We start from the raw sequence: 15,549 nt of genomic DNA, 5'->3' as shown, positions 1-15,549 counted from the left end.
TTTACCGACCTCCGAGGAACACTCCAGAAAGTAAAAATAAAAGTATCATCTGGGACATTACAAAAAAATCATTCCTATAATTTCTAGTTATGTAGTGCACAGGGATTGGCTGTTGGCCAGGGTGATGGCTTGGGATTACCACCATTGTGAGACCAACCATGGCAACAAGTATCTCTGTGTTGACTCGCAAGAGGAAATTATTAATGCATGACCACATCACGAACACCGGCGGCAAATGTCCAGTAATGCACGGTGCCCTGACCACGAGCAGCATGGCGACAAACATGGAGTGGTGGCCAAAAGCCCTCAATCTGGACATTCTGCACCAGCACGACCACAAAACCAACCCAATGGGCGCAGATTTCAATTATCAAGATGCAGTCAAAACCCTTGATGTTGATGCTCTCAAGCGGGATCTCCATGCACTAATGACAGACAGCCAGGACTGGTGGCCCGCAGATTGGGGACATTACGGTGGGTTGATGATTCGTATGACTTGGCACGCCGCCGGCACCTATCGGATCGCAGACGGTCGGGGCGGTGCTGGGACGGGTAATCAACGTTTTGCCCCGATCAACTCTTGGCCCGACAACACCAACCTAGACAAGGCCCGTCGCCTCCTCTGGCCGATCAAAAAGAAATATGGCAATAAATTGAGTTGGGCCGATTTAATTGCCTATGCTGGCACCATTGCCTATGAATCCATGGGACTAAAGACTTTTGGCTTTGCCTTTGGCCGTGAGGACATCTGGCATCCCGAAAAAGATATTTATTGGGGTTCAGAAAAAGAATGGCTGGCTCCCAGTGATAACCCCCACAGTCGCTATTCCGGTGAGCGGGATTTAGAAAATCCGTTAGCTGCGGTAATGATGGGCTTGATCTATGTCAATCCTGAAGGCGTAGATGGTAATCCAGACCCCCTCAAAACAGCCCATGATATTCGGATCACTTTTTCGCGGATGGCGATGAACGACGAGGAAACCGTCGCCCTTACCGCTGGCGGCCATACCGTGGGTAAGTGCCATGGTAATGGGGATGCAACCTTACTTGGCCCAGAACCCGAAGCCGCCGATCTCGATGACCAGGGTTTGGGTTGGCTGAATAAGACCCAACGTGGCATTGGTCGTAACACCGTCACTAGTGGCATTGAAGGAGCCTGGACTACCTATCCAACCCAATGGGACAACGGTTATTTTCGACTATTGCTCAACTACGACTGGGAACTGAAGAAAAGCCCAGCGGGGGCCTGGCAATGGGAACCGATCAATATCAAAGAAGAGGACAAACCCGTTGATGTTGAAGATCCATCGATCCGCCTTAGCCCGATTATGACCGACGCCGACATGGCGATGAAAATGGATCCGGACTATCGACAGATTTCTGAGCGGTTTTACCAAGATCCAGCCTATTTTGCCGAAACCTTTGCCCGAGCCTGGTTCAAACTCACGCACCGGGATATGGGGCCGAAGTCCCGCTACATTGGCCCAGATGTGCCCCAGGAAGATTTATTGTGGCAAGATCCGATTCCGGCGGGCAAGACGGACTACGATCCGCAAGCGGTTAAGGACAAAATTGCGGCCAGTGGTTTAAGCGTTAGTGAAATGGTCTGTACGGCCTGGGACAGTGCGAGAACGTTTCGTGGCTCAGACAAACGCGGTGGAGCAAATGGCGCGAGAATTCGCTTGGCTCCCCAAAAGGATTGGGCAGGGAATGAACCAGCACGTCTAGCTAAGGTGTTGCCAGTACTAGAGGCGATCGCCGCCGAGACTGGAGCCAGTGTCGCAGATGTAATCGTTCTGGCAGGCAATGTTGGCATCGAGCAAGCGGCCCAAGCGGCGGGAGTGGAGATTACGGTGCCCTTTGCCCCAGGTCGTGGTGATGCGACGGCGGACATGACCGATGTCGAGGGATTCGCAGTGTTAGAGCCCCTCCACGATGGCTACCGGAACTGGCTCCAAAAAGACTATGTGGTCAGCCCCGAAGAGTTAATGCTCGACCGCACACAGTTGATGGGACTGACCGCCCCTGAGATGACTGTTTTGGTCGGCGGGATGCGTGTACTTGGCACCAATTATGGCGGCACCAAGCATGGCGTGCTCACGGACCGCGAGGGCGCATTGACCAATGATTTCTTCGTCAATCTGACGGATATGAAATATACCTGGAAGCCAGCCGGTAAGAATCTTTATGAAATTGGCGATCGCCACACCGACGAAGTCAAGTGGACAGCCACGCGGGTTGATCTCGTTTTCGGCTGTAACTCTATCCTGCGGGCCTATGCCGAAGTCTATGCCCAAGACGACAGCAACGAGAAATTTATCCAGGATTTTGTTGCGGCCTGGACAAAAGTGATGAATGCAGATCGCTTTGATCTAGCTTGATTTCCGAGTTAAATCCCCACAGGATCGCGCTTCTTTGAGTGGGTGAGTGTGGGGATTTAGAAAAAATTACTGATCCAATTTAAGAACTGCCATAAATGCCTCTTGAGGCACATCGACCGTACCAATCGACTTCATGCGCTTCTTACCTTTCGCCTGTTTCTGGAGCAGCTTTTTCTTCCGGGAAATATCACCACCGTAGCACTTGGCTAAAACGTCCTTGCGTAGGGCTGGAATATGCTCACTGGCAATGATTTTAGAACCGATCGCCGCCTGAATCGGAATCTTAAACTGGTGACGGGGGATTAATTCTTTGAGCTTCTCGGCCATTGCCCGTCCCACATTGTAGGCCTTGTCCCGATGGACAATCATCGCAAGGGAATCCACCGAATCCTTGTTCACCAAAATATCCAAGCGCACCAACTGTCCAACTCGGTAGCCAATAAGTTGATACTCCATGCTGGCATAACCCCTGGTGCGAGACTTCAACTGATCAAAAAAGTCCGTCACCACCTCTGCCAGGGGCAGTTCATAGATAATATTCGTGCGACTTTCGGTGAAATATTTCATGTCCTTGAAAATGCCCCGTCGCGTTTGGCACAGATCCATAATGGTACCCACAAACTCTTCCGGGGTAATGACATCCACTTGAATGTAGGGCTCTTCGATTTTTTCTCGTTTTTGGGGATCCGGTAATTGACTGGGATTATCAATTTCCATCACTTCCCCATCCGTCGTGGTAACTCGATAAACCACCGAAGGGGCCGTTGTAATCAAATCAAGGTTATATTCCCGCTCCAAACGTTCCTGGACAATTTCTAAGTGGAGAAGGCCCAGGAAGCCACACCGAAAACCAAACCCCATGGCGCTGGAAGTTTCTGGCTCAAAGGAAAGGGCCGCATCGTTTAGTTTCAATTTATCGAGAGCGTCCCGCAGATCTGAATATTGGTCGGCATCGGTGGGGAAAAGACCGCAGAAAACCATCGGTTTCGCTTCGGTGTAACCCGGTAGCGGTGCTGGTGCTGGGTGGACAGCGGAGGTGATCGTATCGCCGACCCGTGCGTCTTCAACGGATTTGATCGCCGCCGCAAAGTAGCCTACTTCTCCGGCGTGGAGAGCGTCTACTTGCACTTGGTTTGGTGCAAGGACGCCCAGTTCATCGATTTCATATTCTTTTTTGGAGGCCATCAGACGCACTTTGTCGCCTTTTTTAACTTCGCCATCCATCACCCGGAAATAAACAATTACGCCACGGTAGGGGTCATAGTAACTGTCAAAAATGAGCGCCCGCAACGGTTGATCGATGGTATCGGCCGGGGGCGGTACCTGTTGGACAATGGACTCTAAAATATCGTTGATGCCGAGGCCCTGTTTAGCGGAAGCTCGAATAATATCAGTGCAATCTAAACCGACCACTTCTTCAATTTCTTCGGTAACTCGATCGGGTTCAGCACCGGGCAGGTCGATTTTGTTTAAAACGGGAATGATTTCTAGGTTGTTGTCCAGGGCGAGGTAAACGTTGGCAAGGGTCTGGGCTTCAACCCCTTGAGAGGCATCTACGACCAGTAACGCCCCTTCACAGGCGGCCAAGGAGCGCGATACTTCGTAGGAAAAGTCAACGTGACCTGGGGTATCGATGAGGTTGAGGATATATTCTTCGCCATCCTTCGCCACATAACGCATCCGTGCGGCCTGGAGCTTGATGGTGATTCCCCGTTCCCGCTCCAGTTCCATATTGTCGAGGAACTGTTCTTTCATATCTCGTTGCGCCACTGTTTGGGTGTCCTGGAGCATTCGGTCTGCCAGGGTAGATTTCCCGTGGTCGATGTGGGCAATGATCGAAAAATTACGAATACGAGAGACAGGAACGTCAGTCATGGAAGATCCACTAATTTTTGAAAAACTTTACTTATTTTAACTAATGAAGGGAGTCTTCATCGCGAAAAGACGAGGGAAGGAGCCAGGATTGCCACGGATTTGGAGAGAATTTTCTGGAAAGTTAACGAGGGATTTAGGCTCGTTTGCGGCGACTGAGGTGAATCCCCTGTTCTTTGAGAATTTTACGCACGGTTTCGCGACAAATGTGTTTGACAATTTTTTGGGCTTTGAGTTCTCGCACCAGGAGACTGAGGGACCAATAGTCGTGGCCAGGGGGAGGCCCGTCGTGGTAGAGGGCAAGGAGTTTGGCGATCTTAGCGCCGCTGAGTTTGGGCTTGATTGGCGGTTGCGCCCTAGGCTTGCGACCGAGGGCTTGGGTTTCGCCGTCGCTGACAAAAAGTTTACGGACACGGGCGACGGTGTTGGGATGAACGCTCAGGGCCTGGGCGATTTGTTGGTCTTGCCAGTTGCCGTCGGGGTGGGCGCGGTCGGCCATGAGTAGAATACGGGCATGGAGCATTTTCTTGGCTGGTTGGTAACCGTTGCGGGCGATCGCCCAGAGTCTTTCCCGTTGTTCAGTGCTCAAACACACCTTGTATTTAGTCCGCCTGCCCATAGAACCCGATAAAATAAACTGAAAATTTGATTCAATCCTGCTCAAAATTCACAAAAAATCGCCCTTAATTTACCATGACTATTGCACCACGCAGACAACCTAGCCGTACCAAACGAAATCGTACCAGTCTGCTTTTTGAGCGGGGTATGGCTCTCTTGGCCTCTACTAATTTGGTGTTAGTCCTCTTTGACCTGAGTTACATCCCCCTGCGTAATTTCTGGTTACAGGGCCGAGTTCAATTTTACGCACGCATCGCTAAATATGAATGGAAATTTCCCGCCGAGCCGGTGCGCATTCTCCCGGTTAATGTAACCCACGCCTATGACTGGGTAAAGGGCATCGAAGAAAATCGCGATACTGCCTACTATCTCCAACGGGTCGAAGATCTCCAAGCAAAAATTCAGCAGATTAACGATCTGACCCTCCGGTCTACAGGTTCAAACAATGGCATTGTCGGTTCTGGCGATCGCCAAGACATCACCACCCAACTCCGCCGCTACAACCAAGAACAAGAAGCCATCCTTGCCGACCTCCGGGAACTGAGCGTTGAGATGGTGGATACCAATCCCTTTGAAATCGCCAACAAAACAGGCACCCTTGAGAAGATTAAAAACCGGATGCGTCGTCACGTTTTTGGCGATGCCTCTGCCTCCTCCAAAGACGCCTTTCAACTCTTTTGGAGCAGTGAATATCTCTCAGAAAATGGCTGGCGTGAAGAATTCAACTTTTACGAACGCGAAATCGAACCCCTCCTAGAAACCAACTATTTCCGTCCCATTGGCGAAAACGGCAAATACATTGATAACTTTGGCATTCTCGATTTTCCCTTCTTTCTCGCTTTCCTCCTCGAGTTTCTGGCCCGGAGTTGGTACATCAGTCGGCGTCGCACAGGCGTAAGTTGGTTTGATGCCATGCTCTGGCGTTGGTACGATATCTTTCTGCTGATTCCTCTTTTCCGTTGGTTACGGGTGATTCCTGTGATCGTTCGTCTCAATCAAGCCGACCTTATTGATCTCAGCGCAATCCAAAAGCAAGCCAGTCAAGGTTTTGTTGCTGGCATCGCCGAAGATATTACCGAAGTCGTTGTCATTCGGATTATCAATCAAATCCAAGGCTCCATCCACCGGGGTGAATTTGCCACTCTTTTGGCCCAAACCACCAGCCGAGAATATGTCGATTTAAATGACATTAATGAACCCGTCGAGCTCGCAAAGCTCATGGCCAACCTCTTAGTCCACCAAGTCTTACCCAAAATTCAGCCCGAGGCCGAAGCCGTCATTCGCCATACCCTGGATCGAGTCATTTCCATGTCCCCTGCCTACCAAGGCTTACAGATGCTGCCCGGCATTGGCGATCTTAAAGGCACCCTGGCCAAACAACTTTCCCATCAACTTTATCAAGTCACCGCAGACACCCTCAAAGCAGTCCTCGAAGAAGACCCTGTCTTTGAACAACTGCTCGAAGAACTCTTAACCCAACTCACCAGCAGCATCACCTCCGAGATCCAAGGCCAAGAAAGCCTCGCCCAAATGGAATCACTAATCAATGACCTCCTCGAAGAAGTCAAAATTAATTACGTTGAGAGGCTCTCTGAAGAAGATGTCGAAGACATTCTGGAACAAACCCGTGCCCTGCGGCAGATGACCCGTTAAATTCACCCATAAAAAAACGAGGGTAAATCACTTACCCCCGCTGTTTGTTTACATTGCCAATACGATTGAAATCACAATGGCGATCGCTTACTTGGTTTCAGAGAACTCTGCATCAATGACATCGTCTCCACCATCGTTGCCGCCACTACCACCGGGCGCAGCGCCACCCGCTGCCGCATTCGGGTCAAACCCTGCGGCGGAAGGATCACCACCAGCTTGTTGGTAGATGTTGCTGCCAATGGAGTAGAGCAACTGTTGCAGTTCCGGCATTAATGTCGAGATTTTCTCATCATTTTCCTGGGCAACCGCTTCTTTGAGATCTTTAATCATTTGGTCAGCTTTGCTCTTGTCGTCGGCGGGCACTTTATCACCGAGCTCTTCGAGTTGCTTTTCAGCTTGGTAAACGAGGGAATCTGCCTGATTTTTGCGGTCAATTTTTTCGCGGCGTTCCTTATCTGCTGCGGCATTGGCCTCTGCCTCGCTAACCATCCGTTCTACTTCGTCATCCGGTAATGTCGATGCACCAGTAATACTGATGGATTGTTCTTTACCAGTGCCCTTGTCTTTCGCCATGACGTTCAGGATACCGTTGGCATCAATGTCAAAGGTTACTTCGATCTGGGGTACACCACGGGGAGCCGGCGGAATGCCATCGAGACGGAAAGTCCCAAGGCTTTTGTTGTCCTTGGACATTTCTCGTTCACCCTGCAGGACATGGATTTCGACGTTGGTTTGACCATCAACAGCGGTGGAGAAGACCTCTGATTTTTTGGTCGGGATGGTGGTGTTTCTGGGGATAATCTTGGTCATCACGCCACCGAGGGTTTCTACACCCAAAGATAGGGGCGTAACGTCGAGGAGGAGAATATCTTTAACTTCACCCGCAAGGACGCCACCTTGGATCGCCGCACCGATCGCCACAACTTCGTCGGGGTTCACAGTCTGGTTGGGCTTTTTACCCAGCACGCGCTCAACGACATCTTGCACGGCGGGAATTCGGGTAGAGCCCCCAACGAGAACGATTTCATCGATGGCAGACTTGTCGAGTTTGGCATCACGGATCGCGTTTTCAACGGGGATGCGGCAGCGGTCGATTAAGTCAGCACAAAGCTCTTCAAATTTCGCCCGGGTCAAACTCATGTCGAGGTGCTTCGGGCCGTCTTGGGTCGCGGTGATGAAGGGGAGGTTGATGTCCGCTTGGGTAACGTTAGACAGTTCGATTTTTGCTTTTTCAGCAGCTTCGGTCAGACGTTGGAGGGCTTGTTTGTCTTTGCGGAGATCAATGCCTTCGGTGCGTTGGAATTCTTCGGCTAAGAAATCAACGATCTTTTTGTCGAAGTCATCCCCACCCAGGTGTGTATCACCGGAAGTCGCGAGAACTTCAAAGACACCGTCACCGACTTCTAGGATGGAAACGTCGAAGGTTCCACCACCAAGGTCAAAGACGAGGATCGTTTCGTTACTCTTCTTATCTAAACCATAGGCGAGGGAGGCCGCGGTGGGTTCGTTGATAATCCGCAGCACTTCTACCCCGGCGATTTTCCCGGCGTCCTTAGTGGCTTGACGTTGGGAGTCATTGAAGTATGCAGGAACAGTGATAACAGCCTGGGTAACGGGTTCACCGAGGTACTTACTGGCATCTTCGATCAACTTGCGGAGTACCTGGGCAGAGATTTCTTCGGGGGCGAATTTTTTCTCTTTGGCGGGGCAATCAATTTTGACGTTGCCGGTGCTGTCGCGTTCTACTTTGTAAGCAACTTCGGTGGATTCGTTGCTGACTTCACTGTGTTTGCGGCCGATGAAACGCTTCACGGAGTAAAAGGTGTTGCCAGGGTTCATCACGGCTTGACGCTTGGCGATTTGCCCTACGAGCAGGTCTCCGTTTTTGGCGTAGGCAACGACGGAGGGGGTAGTTCTAAATCCTTCTGCGTTGGCGATTACAGTCGGCTTACCGCCTTCCATAACGGATACGCAAGAGTTGGTGGTTCCGAGGTCAATACCGACAACTTTTCCCATAGCAGTGTGACTCCAAAGATCAGCGATTTAACTTGAATAAGACTTTCAAATATTGGTGCAAGTATGACGACTAGATATTCTAGGTTCGTTCATATGACTATTCCTATAGTGCTGCGTGATCTGGGGATCCTGATAGTGTAGGTTCCCGAACCTGTGGGGACGGTTTTGGGTCGCAAAATGGGTCAGCGACAAAGCACGATTCGGTAATGGGCCTCGCCACTTTTTAGGTGGGCGATCGCCTGGTTGACGTCTTCAAATTTGAAGGTTTCGATTTTGGGCTGAATTTTGTGCAATTTGGCAAATTCAAGCATTTTGGCGATGGTGGCGGGGCTACCGACGGGGGAGCCAGAGATGGAACGCTGTTGCATGATTAGGGCAAAGACGTTGATATCGAGGGGATCGAGGGCGGCACCAACGAAATGTAAGCGTCCGTGGGGTTTGAGGGTGCTGAGATAGGCATTCCAATCGAGTTTGACATTGACGGTCGAAATAATCAGATCAAATTGACCCGCAGCGGCGGCGATCGCCTCTGGATCACGGGAATTGAGGGTATGGTGGGCACCAAGCTCAAGGGCTTCGGTAATTTTTGCTTCGCTGGAGGTAAAGGCCGTCACTTCACAACCCCAGGCATTGAGGAACTGCACCGCCATGTGACCCAAGCCACCAATACCGATCACAGCGACCTTGGAAGTGGGTTGGATGCCGTATTGGACGAGGGGGTTAAAAACAGTGATGCCGCCACAAAAGAGGGGGCCAGCGGCTTCCAGGTCAATGCCATCGGGAATTGGCACCACACTATTGGCCGCCGCCCGGACTGTTTCTGCAAAACCACCATGGTGACCAACAATAGTCCCTTGGGCCGTGGCACAAAGATTCTGATCGCCTGTGGTGCATTGGGGACACTCATTGCAATAGCCTGCGTGCCAACCGAGGCCAACGATTTGCCCAACGCTGAGATTTTTGACGTTTTCCCCGACCTTGGCGATCGCCCCGACGACTTCATGGCCAGGAACCAGGGGATATTGGGTCATGCCCCACTCATTACCGATCATGCTGAGGTCACTGTGACAAATGCCGCAGTATTTCACCTCAATTTCTACCTGATCTGGCAGTAGCGCACCGGGGTCATACTCAAAGGGTTGTAAATCACCAGAAGGTTCATGGACAGCAAAGGCTTTAATCATTGGCATGGCGAGATTTTTTGGGTAATGGTCACTCTTTGCAGTGTGCCACAATTTTTTTCGCGCTGGCGTTTCGGGCGGGTGACAACCCAAGGATTTCAATGAAGCAAAACTTAACGGCAGTCGGCTTGGATGCCGGGGCTGGCAATGTGCGTCACCCAAAGATCGAGGGCTGGGTCGTTTAATTCTTGGGCAACTTGGACTTTGAGGGCTTGGGCTTGGGCGAGGGTTTCGCAGAGGGCAAACACACTGGGGCCGGAGCCCGACATCATCGTGCCGATCGCTCCATGTTTGGTAAAGCAGTCACGCAGTTGTTGCACCTGGGGAAATTCGGGTAAAACGACTTTTTCGAGATCGTTATGGAGTTCGCGGGCGATCGCCTGGATATTTTTTTGTTGAATGGCTTTGATCAGGCCGCCGGAATGGATTTGTGTCATGCGGGTATGCCAACTCGCCGCATCTTGTAAATAATGCTCCCCAAATTGAGCGCGGTAGGTTTGGTAGGCCCAGGGGGTAGAAACGGCAATGTTGCTGTACTTTGCGAGGACAATCGGGATGCCATCGAGATCGGGCAATGGGTCTAAAATTTCTCCCCGTCCGGTGGCGATCGCCGTCCCCCCACCAATGCAAAAGGGCACATCTGAACCTAATTCTGCTGCTAAGGTTTGTAATTCCGGTTGGGTTAACCCTAAATCCCAGAGCAAATTCAACCCCACCAATACCGCTGCGCCATCCGTTGACCCCCCAGCCAGTCCCGCCGCCACGGGGATATTTTTTTCGATGGTAATGTCAACTCCACCACCCACCCTGGTGTAGATATCCGCAAAGCGCATCATCATTAACTGGGCGGCTCGGTAGGCAATATTGCTGGCGGTGAGGGGGACTTCGGGGTGTTGGCAATAGAGATTAATCTCGCCGCTGCGGTTTTGTCGCACCCCAATCCGGTCGTATAAGCCAATGGTCTGCATCACCATCACCAACTCGTGGAACCCGTCGGGGCGATCGCCCAAAATTTCCAGGTAGAGATTAATTTTTGCGGGGGCAGTCAGAAGATAGGCGGACATCACACAGTACCAAGCAGTAAATCGAGACCATTATCTAGTTTCCCTTGTTTTTTTGGAAATCCCTCCGAATATGAGCCAAGCTTGACCCTTAATATTTCTTGAAAGATCCCTGGCGATCGCCCCCTACCCTTAAGGGCCAGCACCTTTCGCAGTAGCATAGATAGACGAATTGTTGTATGTGGCGGGGTAAGAACAATGCAAAAACCCATTCTTGTTGGCGGTTTAGGTTTAGCCTTATTTTTCGCAGTTTTGGGTCGCTGGCAGGGCAATATTTTCGACCTTGGGGAATGGTTATTTTGGGGGGCGATCGCCTGGGGCGGCCTCCTGCTTTGGCAAAAAAAACAACCCCAATACCCCCAGGACAATCCCCAGCATCCCCTCAAACGAAAAGACGTTGACCAAGCCATTGCAAACGCCCAACAGTGGGTGATGGCGCTCCAGCAAGAAGTGCCCGATCAAGATTTCACAACCCTCAGGCAAACCCTGGATAACCTCAATCAAGAATTTCAACGGGACCACTTCACCGTGGCGATCGCCGGTGGCCGGGGCACTGGAAAAACCACCCTCCTCAAGCAGCTCCAAGCCGCAGAATCTCCCTACAGCTTCCAGGAAACACCACCCCTATTTACCGACCTTGCCAGCTATGACCAAGCGGCCCAAAACCAAGTCTTTGCCGCCGACCTGGTGATTTTTCTGGTGAATGGGGATTTGATGGCCTCCCAATGGCAAACCCTCAACCATTGGCACCAAGCTCGCCAGACAATCCTTATCGCCTTCAACAAGCAAGATCAATATCAGCCGGAGCAACGGGAATTGATCCTGAACCAACTGCGGAACCATTGTCAGCCGGCGATCGCCCCCCAAAATATCCTCCCCATCACCGCCGCGCCTCAGGCCATCAAAGTTAAAAAAATCCAAGCCGATGGCACCGCCACCGAACATTTTGAACGCCCGGATCCAGTCGTTGCCCCCCTACAACATCAACTCCAAACTCTCCTCAGTCGGCCCGAAACCCAACAACAACTGCTGTGGTCAACCATCTGGCGCACCGCACGGCTCACCCAGCACAATGCCAAGCAAACCCTCAATCAATTCCGACGGGAACGGGCTTTACCGATCCTCGAAAAATATCAGTGGTTGGCGGCTGGGGCGACCTTTGCCAATCCCGTCGCTGCTTTAGATTTACTGGCCACGGCAGCCGTAACAGGACAAATGATTATGGATGTGGGAGCGGTCTATCAACAGCGTCTTTCTCTGGGTCAGGCCCAGGCGATCGCCACCACCCTCGGCAAACAAATGATCCAACTTGGCCTTGTGGAACTCTCCACCCAAGCCGTCGGCGGGATGCTCAAAACCAACGCGATCACCTACCTTGCCGGGGGTGCTGTCCAGGGAGTCAGTGCTGCCTATCTAACCCACATTGCGGGGCTGAGTTTAATCCAGTATTTCCAAGAACAAAACCCCCAAACTGCCGCTGAATCTCTTAATTTCGAGAAACTCGGCCAGATTCTTAAGCGAGTTTTTGAGCAAAATCAGCGATCGCAATTTTTCGGCAATTTCGTGAAAGGCACTCTAAATCGCCTATCCCCCCAAACGATTAGCTAAGATCTATAGCTAGCCCAAAAAATCATAAAATTCATAACTCCCCTAAATTCCCATGGATATCGAACTCGAAAACCTAGAGGCCTCCGTTGAAAATTTGTTATCTGCGGCGAAGACCCACCTCGAAGAAAAAAAATTACAGCAGCAGCGGGACGAACAATACCAAGATATTGTGCGCCAACGGGAAGCAAAACTGCACCCCCTGCTCAAAAAAGTCGAAGAGATGATCAGCACCTACCGGGCGGAGGGATATCATCATGCCGACATAATCCAACAATTACAAGAAAAAGCCGATGATATTCGCCGTGAAATAGCAGAAATACCCGAAAAAGCCACAGAAATTGTCGATGCCCAGCTTGTTCTCCGGGAAGAAAGACTTTTAGAAGAAAAAGCGCGGGAAAAAGTCCAACGCTGGCAGTCGGATCTCCGGGATGATCTGCTCGATATGATCTTTGAACAACAAGACTTTTTTAGTGCCACCGATGCGGCGATCGCCATCAAAGGCTATGTGGATGACCTCAAGGAAATAGGTTCCCTCGAAGAAGTGGTTGACGCCCTGATTAACCAAATAAACGAACACAGCGAAGAAGGCCCCGTGGCGCGACTGCGGGGAACCCATGAACAAACCCTAAACTTTATCTATAACAAAGCCCTCGAAAACCGTTCCCGTACAGAACACCATCCCAATATTCAACCCAAATCCCGCCACCGCAAATCGGACAAACGCCCGGAACTGTATGCAGACTTAGTTGGAAAAGTCTTAGTTTTTGGCGGACATGATCGCCTCCAAACCGCTGTAAAGAATCGCCTGCGCAGTTCCCAGGTGGAATTGCAATGGTATAGCGAACAGGATGGTCTACAACTTTCTGCCCAGGGGGAAGCCCAGGTTACCAATGTTGACCTCATTCTCATTATCACGGGTTATGCTAGCCATTCGATGACGGAGCGGGCCATGGAGGCCTGTAAAAAAGCAGACAGAAAATATGAAATTATCAACACCACAGGCATGACCAGGGTGCTAGAAGCCATCGAAGCAGGACTCAAAACCCAACAATTGGCGCAACTCTGGAATAAGTAATCGCTCTATGGCAGTTCCCCCGAAGTTTCTGATTCAAACGGCACAATTTGTTTGGCATCGCCTGTGGCAAACCCTGATGTCTCAATTGGCCCCCAGCGACCCAACGGGCAATTTTCAGCGGGTTGAGAGTCAATTTCGCCATTGGGTCGGTTCTGAGCAGTTTCCGCCAGAGCCAAACCGTTATCGACTCTACATTGGCCTTACTTGTCCCTGGGCGCACCGGGCAGCCATTACCCGTATCCTCAAGGGTCTAGAGGACGTTGTGGAGCTGAGTGTGGCGATCGCCGATGTGTCAGTGGGAGGCTGGCGTCTGGAAAATGACCCTACGGGCTGCCGCAGCATGAAAGAGCTTTATCAATTGGGCCAGGCGGGTTACAGTGGTCGCTGTTCTGTGCCGGTGCTGTGGGATTGCCAAACTTACCAGGTCGTCAATAACGAGAGCGCAGAGATTATTGTGATGCTCAATGATGCCTTTAATCGGTTTGCGAAATTCCCAGAGCGAGATTTATATCCAGAACCATTACGACCAGAAAGCGATCGCCTCAATGACCTCATCTATCACACTGTTAATAATGGCGTTTATAAATGTGGCTTTGCCCGCACCCAAGCCGCCTATAACCAAGCGATCGCAGCTCTTTTTCAAACTTTGGATCAGTTAGACCAACGCCTAGGCGATCGCCGCTATCTTTTGGGCGACCAACTCACCCTCTGCGATATCCGCCTATTTACCACCCTCATCCGCTTTGATCTCGTTTACCATGGCCTCTTTAAATGCGATCGCCGCCGCATCTGCGATTACAAAAATCTCTGGGGCTATCTACGGGATATCTATCAACTACCAGGTGTTGCTGCTACCTGCCCCCTCAAAACAATCCAGCAAGAATATTACAGTTCTTTATTTCCTCTCAATCCCAGCGGCATTATTCCCATTGGCATTGATCTTACTGAATTCCAAGCTCCCCACCACCGCTCAGAAAAGTTCACGACAAAAGAAAATTAACTTCTATGCCGACTCGTTTCCTCGAAATCGTTGCGACTGTTCAGTATATTCTGTTCCTTGTCTAAAATAATTGGCTGTGGCAAAGAGCAAGAAACCCATGGAAAATAAAAATTCTGCAAATTCCTGTTCTCTTGTTGAAATTACCGCGAATGGTAAATTACCTGTTGCATATTGAATTTCTACCAGAATATAAATAATCATTGCCACGCCAAAAAAGGACAGCAAATAAGAACCAGGAATCAAGTATTTTAATTTTCTTGCCAATGCAGGACTATCTTTTTGGCGAATTAGCGCATAGAGAACACCCAAGGCGATTAGGGCACAAATCAGAATAATGCCATCGCCCCAATAATCATTTAGCCACACTAAATTGTGGAGAGTTAGTTCTCCTTTGACATTATATTCTTCAAAAAATTCTGGTAATTGCCAGCCAAACAAGCGTTGCCCCCAACTAACCTCTTCACCACCCACCACAAAAAAGCAAAAACTATAGAAGCAGTAGGCTCCCCCAAGAAAAAATTGCTTCTTCTGGAAAAAACAACGGGCAATTAAAATGCCGATGCCCGTGGCGATAAAAAAAGCAAATACGGTGCCATATTCAAATAAACCGCCTTCGCTGTAAATTTCAATGTAATCATCTGTATTGCCTAACGCTACTTTTAGAATCACAACAACGGCGACAAAAACGAAAGGCACTAATAATATTTTTTGCTTAGTCTTATGCTTACGAATAATAATCCAATTTGACAGTCTGTTTTTAAGGTGTTTGTGCAAGCCAAACCATAAAAAAACACAACCAACAAGAATTGTTGCCCCTTGTCCCCAAGTAATATTCCACCCAGGATAAGATTCAAGCAATGGTGAAATTTGTAATAGCTGGGAAATAATTGCACCTAAGCCAAAAAGAATGCTGATGCTCTTAATGAGTACAAAAACATTTTGGAGTCGCTGTTCTAGGAAATCTTTAGGCAGAGTTGAATGTTGCATGGACGATTTCAATGAAGCTTTTGATAGTTAGTGATTTCGGCGTGTTCTTTGCCAAAGGCTGCAATAAATTATTTATTTGCCGATAGGTTTACTTAAC

The 15,549-nt window shown here is 50.1% G+C and carries 11 protein-coding genes; 5 read left to right on the top strand and 6 right to left on the bottom strand.

Features of this window, described 5'->3' with window-relative positions; translation table 11 throughout:
- Positions 1-158 precede the first annotated feature (158 nt).
- A complete protein-coding gene (katG, locus tag FEK30_RS01675) occupies positions 159-2,381 on the top strand; it encodes a catalase/peroxidase HPI (protein ID WP_315862697.1) in 2,223 nt (740 codons plus the stop codon).
- A gap of 66 nt (positions 2,382-2,447) precedes the next feature.
- Here the strand turns inward: katG and lepA are convergent, their stop codons facing one another.
- On the bottom strand, positions 2,448-4,256 hold the full coding sequence (gene lepA / locus FEK30_RS01670; RefSeq protein ID WP_012308017.1) for a translation elongation factor 4: 1,809 nt from the start codon (positions 4,254-4,256) through the stop codon (positions 2,448-2,450).
- Between the two features lie 133 nt (positions 4,257-4,389).
- The gene (locus FEK30_RS01665) at positions 4,390-4,842 is read right to left on the bottom strand and encodes a helix-turn-helix domain-containing protein (protein WP_168191104.1); all 453 of its coding nucleotides are present in this window, start codon (positions 4,840-4,842) and stop codon (positions 4,390-4,392) included.
- Between the two features lie 104 nt (positions 4,843-4,946).
- Between FEK30_RS01665 and FEK30_RS01660 the strand changes: the two genes are divergently transcribed.
- Complete coding sequence (locus FEK30_RS01660; RefSeq protein ID WP_138071400.1) at positions 4,947-6,524, top strand: hypothetical protein; 1,578 nt, start codon at positions 4,947-4,949, stop codon at positions 6,522-6,524.
- A gap of 87 nt (positions 6,525-6,611) precedes the next feature.
- Here the strand turns inward: FEK30_RS01660 and dnaK are convergent, their stop codons facing one another.
- The 3 genes from dnaK to ispE form a co-directional block, all read right to left on the bottom strand.
- Positions 6,612-8,540: a molecular chaperone DnaK gene (dnaK, locus tag FEK30_RS01655; protein ID WP_138071398.1), complete on the bottom strand. Its 1,929-nt coding sequence runs from the start codon at positions 8,538-8,540 to the stop codon at positions 6,612-6,614.
- A 182-nt stretch (positions 8,541-8,722) separates the two neighbouring features.
- Positions 8,723-9,724, bottom strand: a complete 1,002-nt coding sequence (gene ahr, locus FEK30_RS01650; RefSeq protein WP_138073712.1) for an NADPH-dependent aldehyde reductase Ahr — start codon at positions 9,722-9,724, stop codon at positions 8,723-8,725.
- 110 nt (positions 9,725-9,834) lie between these two features.
- Positions 9,835-10,785: a 4-(cytidine 5'-diphospho)-2-C-methyl-D-erythritol kinase gene (gene ispE, locus FEK30_RS01645; protein WP_138071396.1), complete on the bottom strand. Its 951-nt coding sequence runs from the start codon at positions 10,783-10,785 to the stop codon at positions 9,835-9,837.
- A gap of 195 nt (positions 10,786-10,980) precedes the next feature.
- On the opposite strand from ispE, the gene FEK30_RS01640 reads away from it, so the two are divergent.
- From FEK30_RS01640 to FEK30_RS01630, 3 genes are read left to right on the top strand one after another with little or no spacing between them, the layout of a single operon-like run.
- A complete protein-coding gene (locus tag FEK30_RS01640; protein WP_138071394.1) occupies positions 10,981-12,390 on the top strand; it encodes a slr1306 family protein in 1,410 nt (469 codons plus the stop codon).
- 52 nt (positions 12,391-12,442) lie between these two features.
- The gene (locus FEK30_RS01635; RefSeq protein ID WP_012308010.1) at positions 12,443-13,465 is read left to right on the top strand and encodes a DUF2325 domain-containing protein; all 1,023 of its coding nucleotides are present in this window, start codon (positions 12,443-12,445) and stop codon (positions 13,463-13,465) included.
- 7 nt (positions 13,466-13,472) lie between these two features.
- Positions 13,473-14,465, top strand: coding sequence for a glutathione S-transferase family protein (locus FEK30_RS01630; RefSeq protein ID WP_138071392.1), 993 nt, complete (start codon positions 13,473-13,475; stop codon positions 14,463-14,465).
- Positions 14,466-14,468: 3 nt separating this feature from the next.
- On the opposite strand, the gene FEK30_RS01625 is transcribed toward FEK30_RS01630, so the two are convergent.
- Complete coding sequence (locus FEK30_RS01625; RefSeq protein ID WP_138071390.1) at positions 14,469-15,452, bottom strand: hypothetical protein; 984 nt, start codon at positions 15,450-15,452, stop codon at positions 14,469-14,471.
- Between the last annotated feature and the right edge of the window lie 97 nt (positions 15,453-15,549).

Source organism: Picosynechococcus sp. PCC 11901, assembly GCF_005577135.1.
In the GTDB taxonomy this organism is placed as follows: domain Bacteria; phylum Cyanobacteriota; class Cyanobacteriia; order Cyanobacteriales; family MRBY01; genus MRBY01.
The sequence above is the reverse complement of the archived record's forward strand: the minus strand, read 5'-3'. Positions and strand labels throughout refer to the sequence as shown.

What these genes read in the sequence shown, in the direction of transcription:
- katG (WP_315862697.1), top strand. Translation starts at nt 159, where the DNA reads ATGGCAACAAGTATCTCTGTGTTGACTCGCAAGAGGAAATTATTAATG.
- lepA (WP_012308017.1), bottom strand. Translation starts at nt 4,256, where the DNA reads ATGACTGACGTTCCTGTCTCTCGTATTCGTAATTTTTCGATCATTGCC.
- FEK30_RS01660 (WP_138071400.1), top strand. Translation starts at nt 4,947, where the DNA reads ATGACTATTGCACCACGCAGACAACCTAGCCGTACCAAACGAAATCGT.
- dnaK (WP_138071398.1), bottom strand. Translation starts at nt 8,540, where the DNA reads ATGGGAAAAGTTGTCGGTATTGACCTCGGAACCACCAACTCTTGCGTA.
- ahr (WP_138073712.1), bottom strand. Translation starts at nt 9,724, where the DNA reads ATGATTAAAGCCTTTGCTGTCCATGAACCTTCTGGTGATTTACAACCC.
- ispE (WP_138071396.1), bottom strand. Translation starts at nt 10,785, where the DNA reads ATGTCCGCCTATCTTCTGACTGCCCCCGCAAAAATTAATCTCTACCTG.
- FEK30_RS01640 (WP_138071394.1), top strand. Translation starts at nt 10,981, where the DNA reads ATGCAAAAACCCATTCTTGTTGGCGGTTTAGGTTTAGCCTTATTTTTC.
- FEK30_RS01635 (WP_012308010.1), top strand. Translation starts at nt 12,443, where the DNA reads ATGGATATCGAACTCGAAAACCTAGAGGCCTCCGTTGAAAATTTGTTA.
- FEK30_RS01630 (WP_138071392.1), top strand. Translation starts at nt 13,473, where the DNA reads ATGGCAGTTCCCCCGAAGTTTCTGATTCAAACGGCACAATTTGTTTGG.
- FEK30_RS01625 (WP_138071390.1), bottom strand. Translation starts at nt 15,452, where the DNA reads ATGCAACATTCAACTCTGCCTAAAGATTTCCTAGAACAGCGACTCCAA.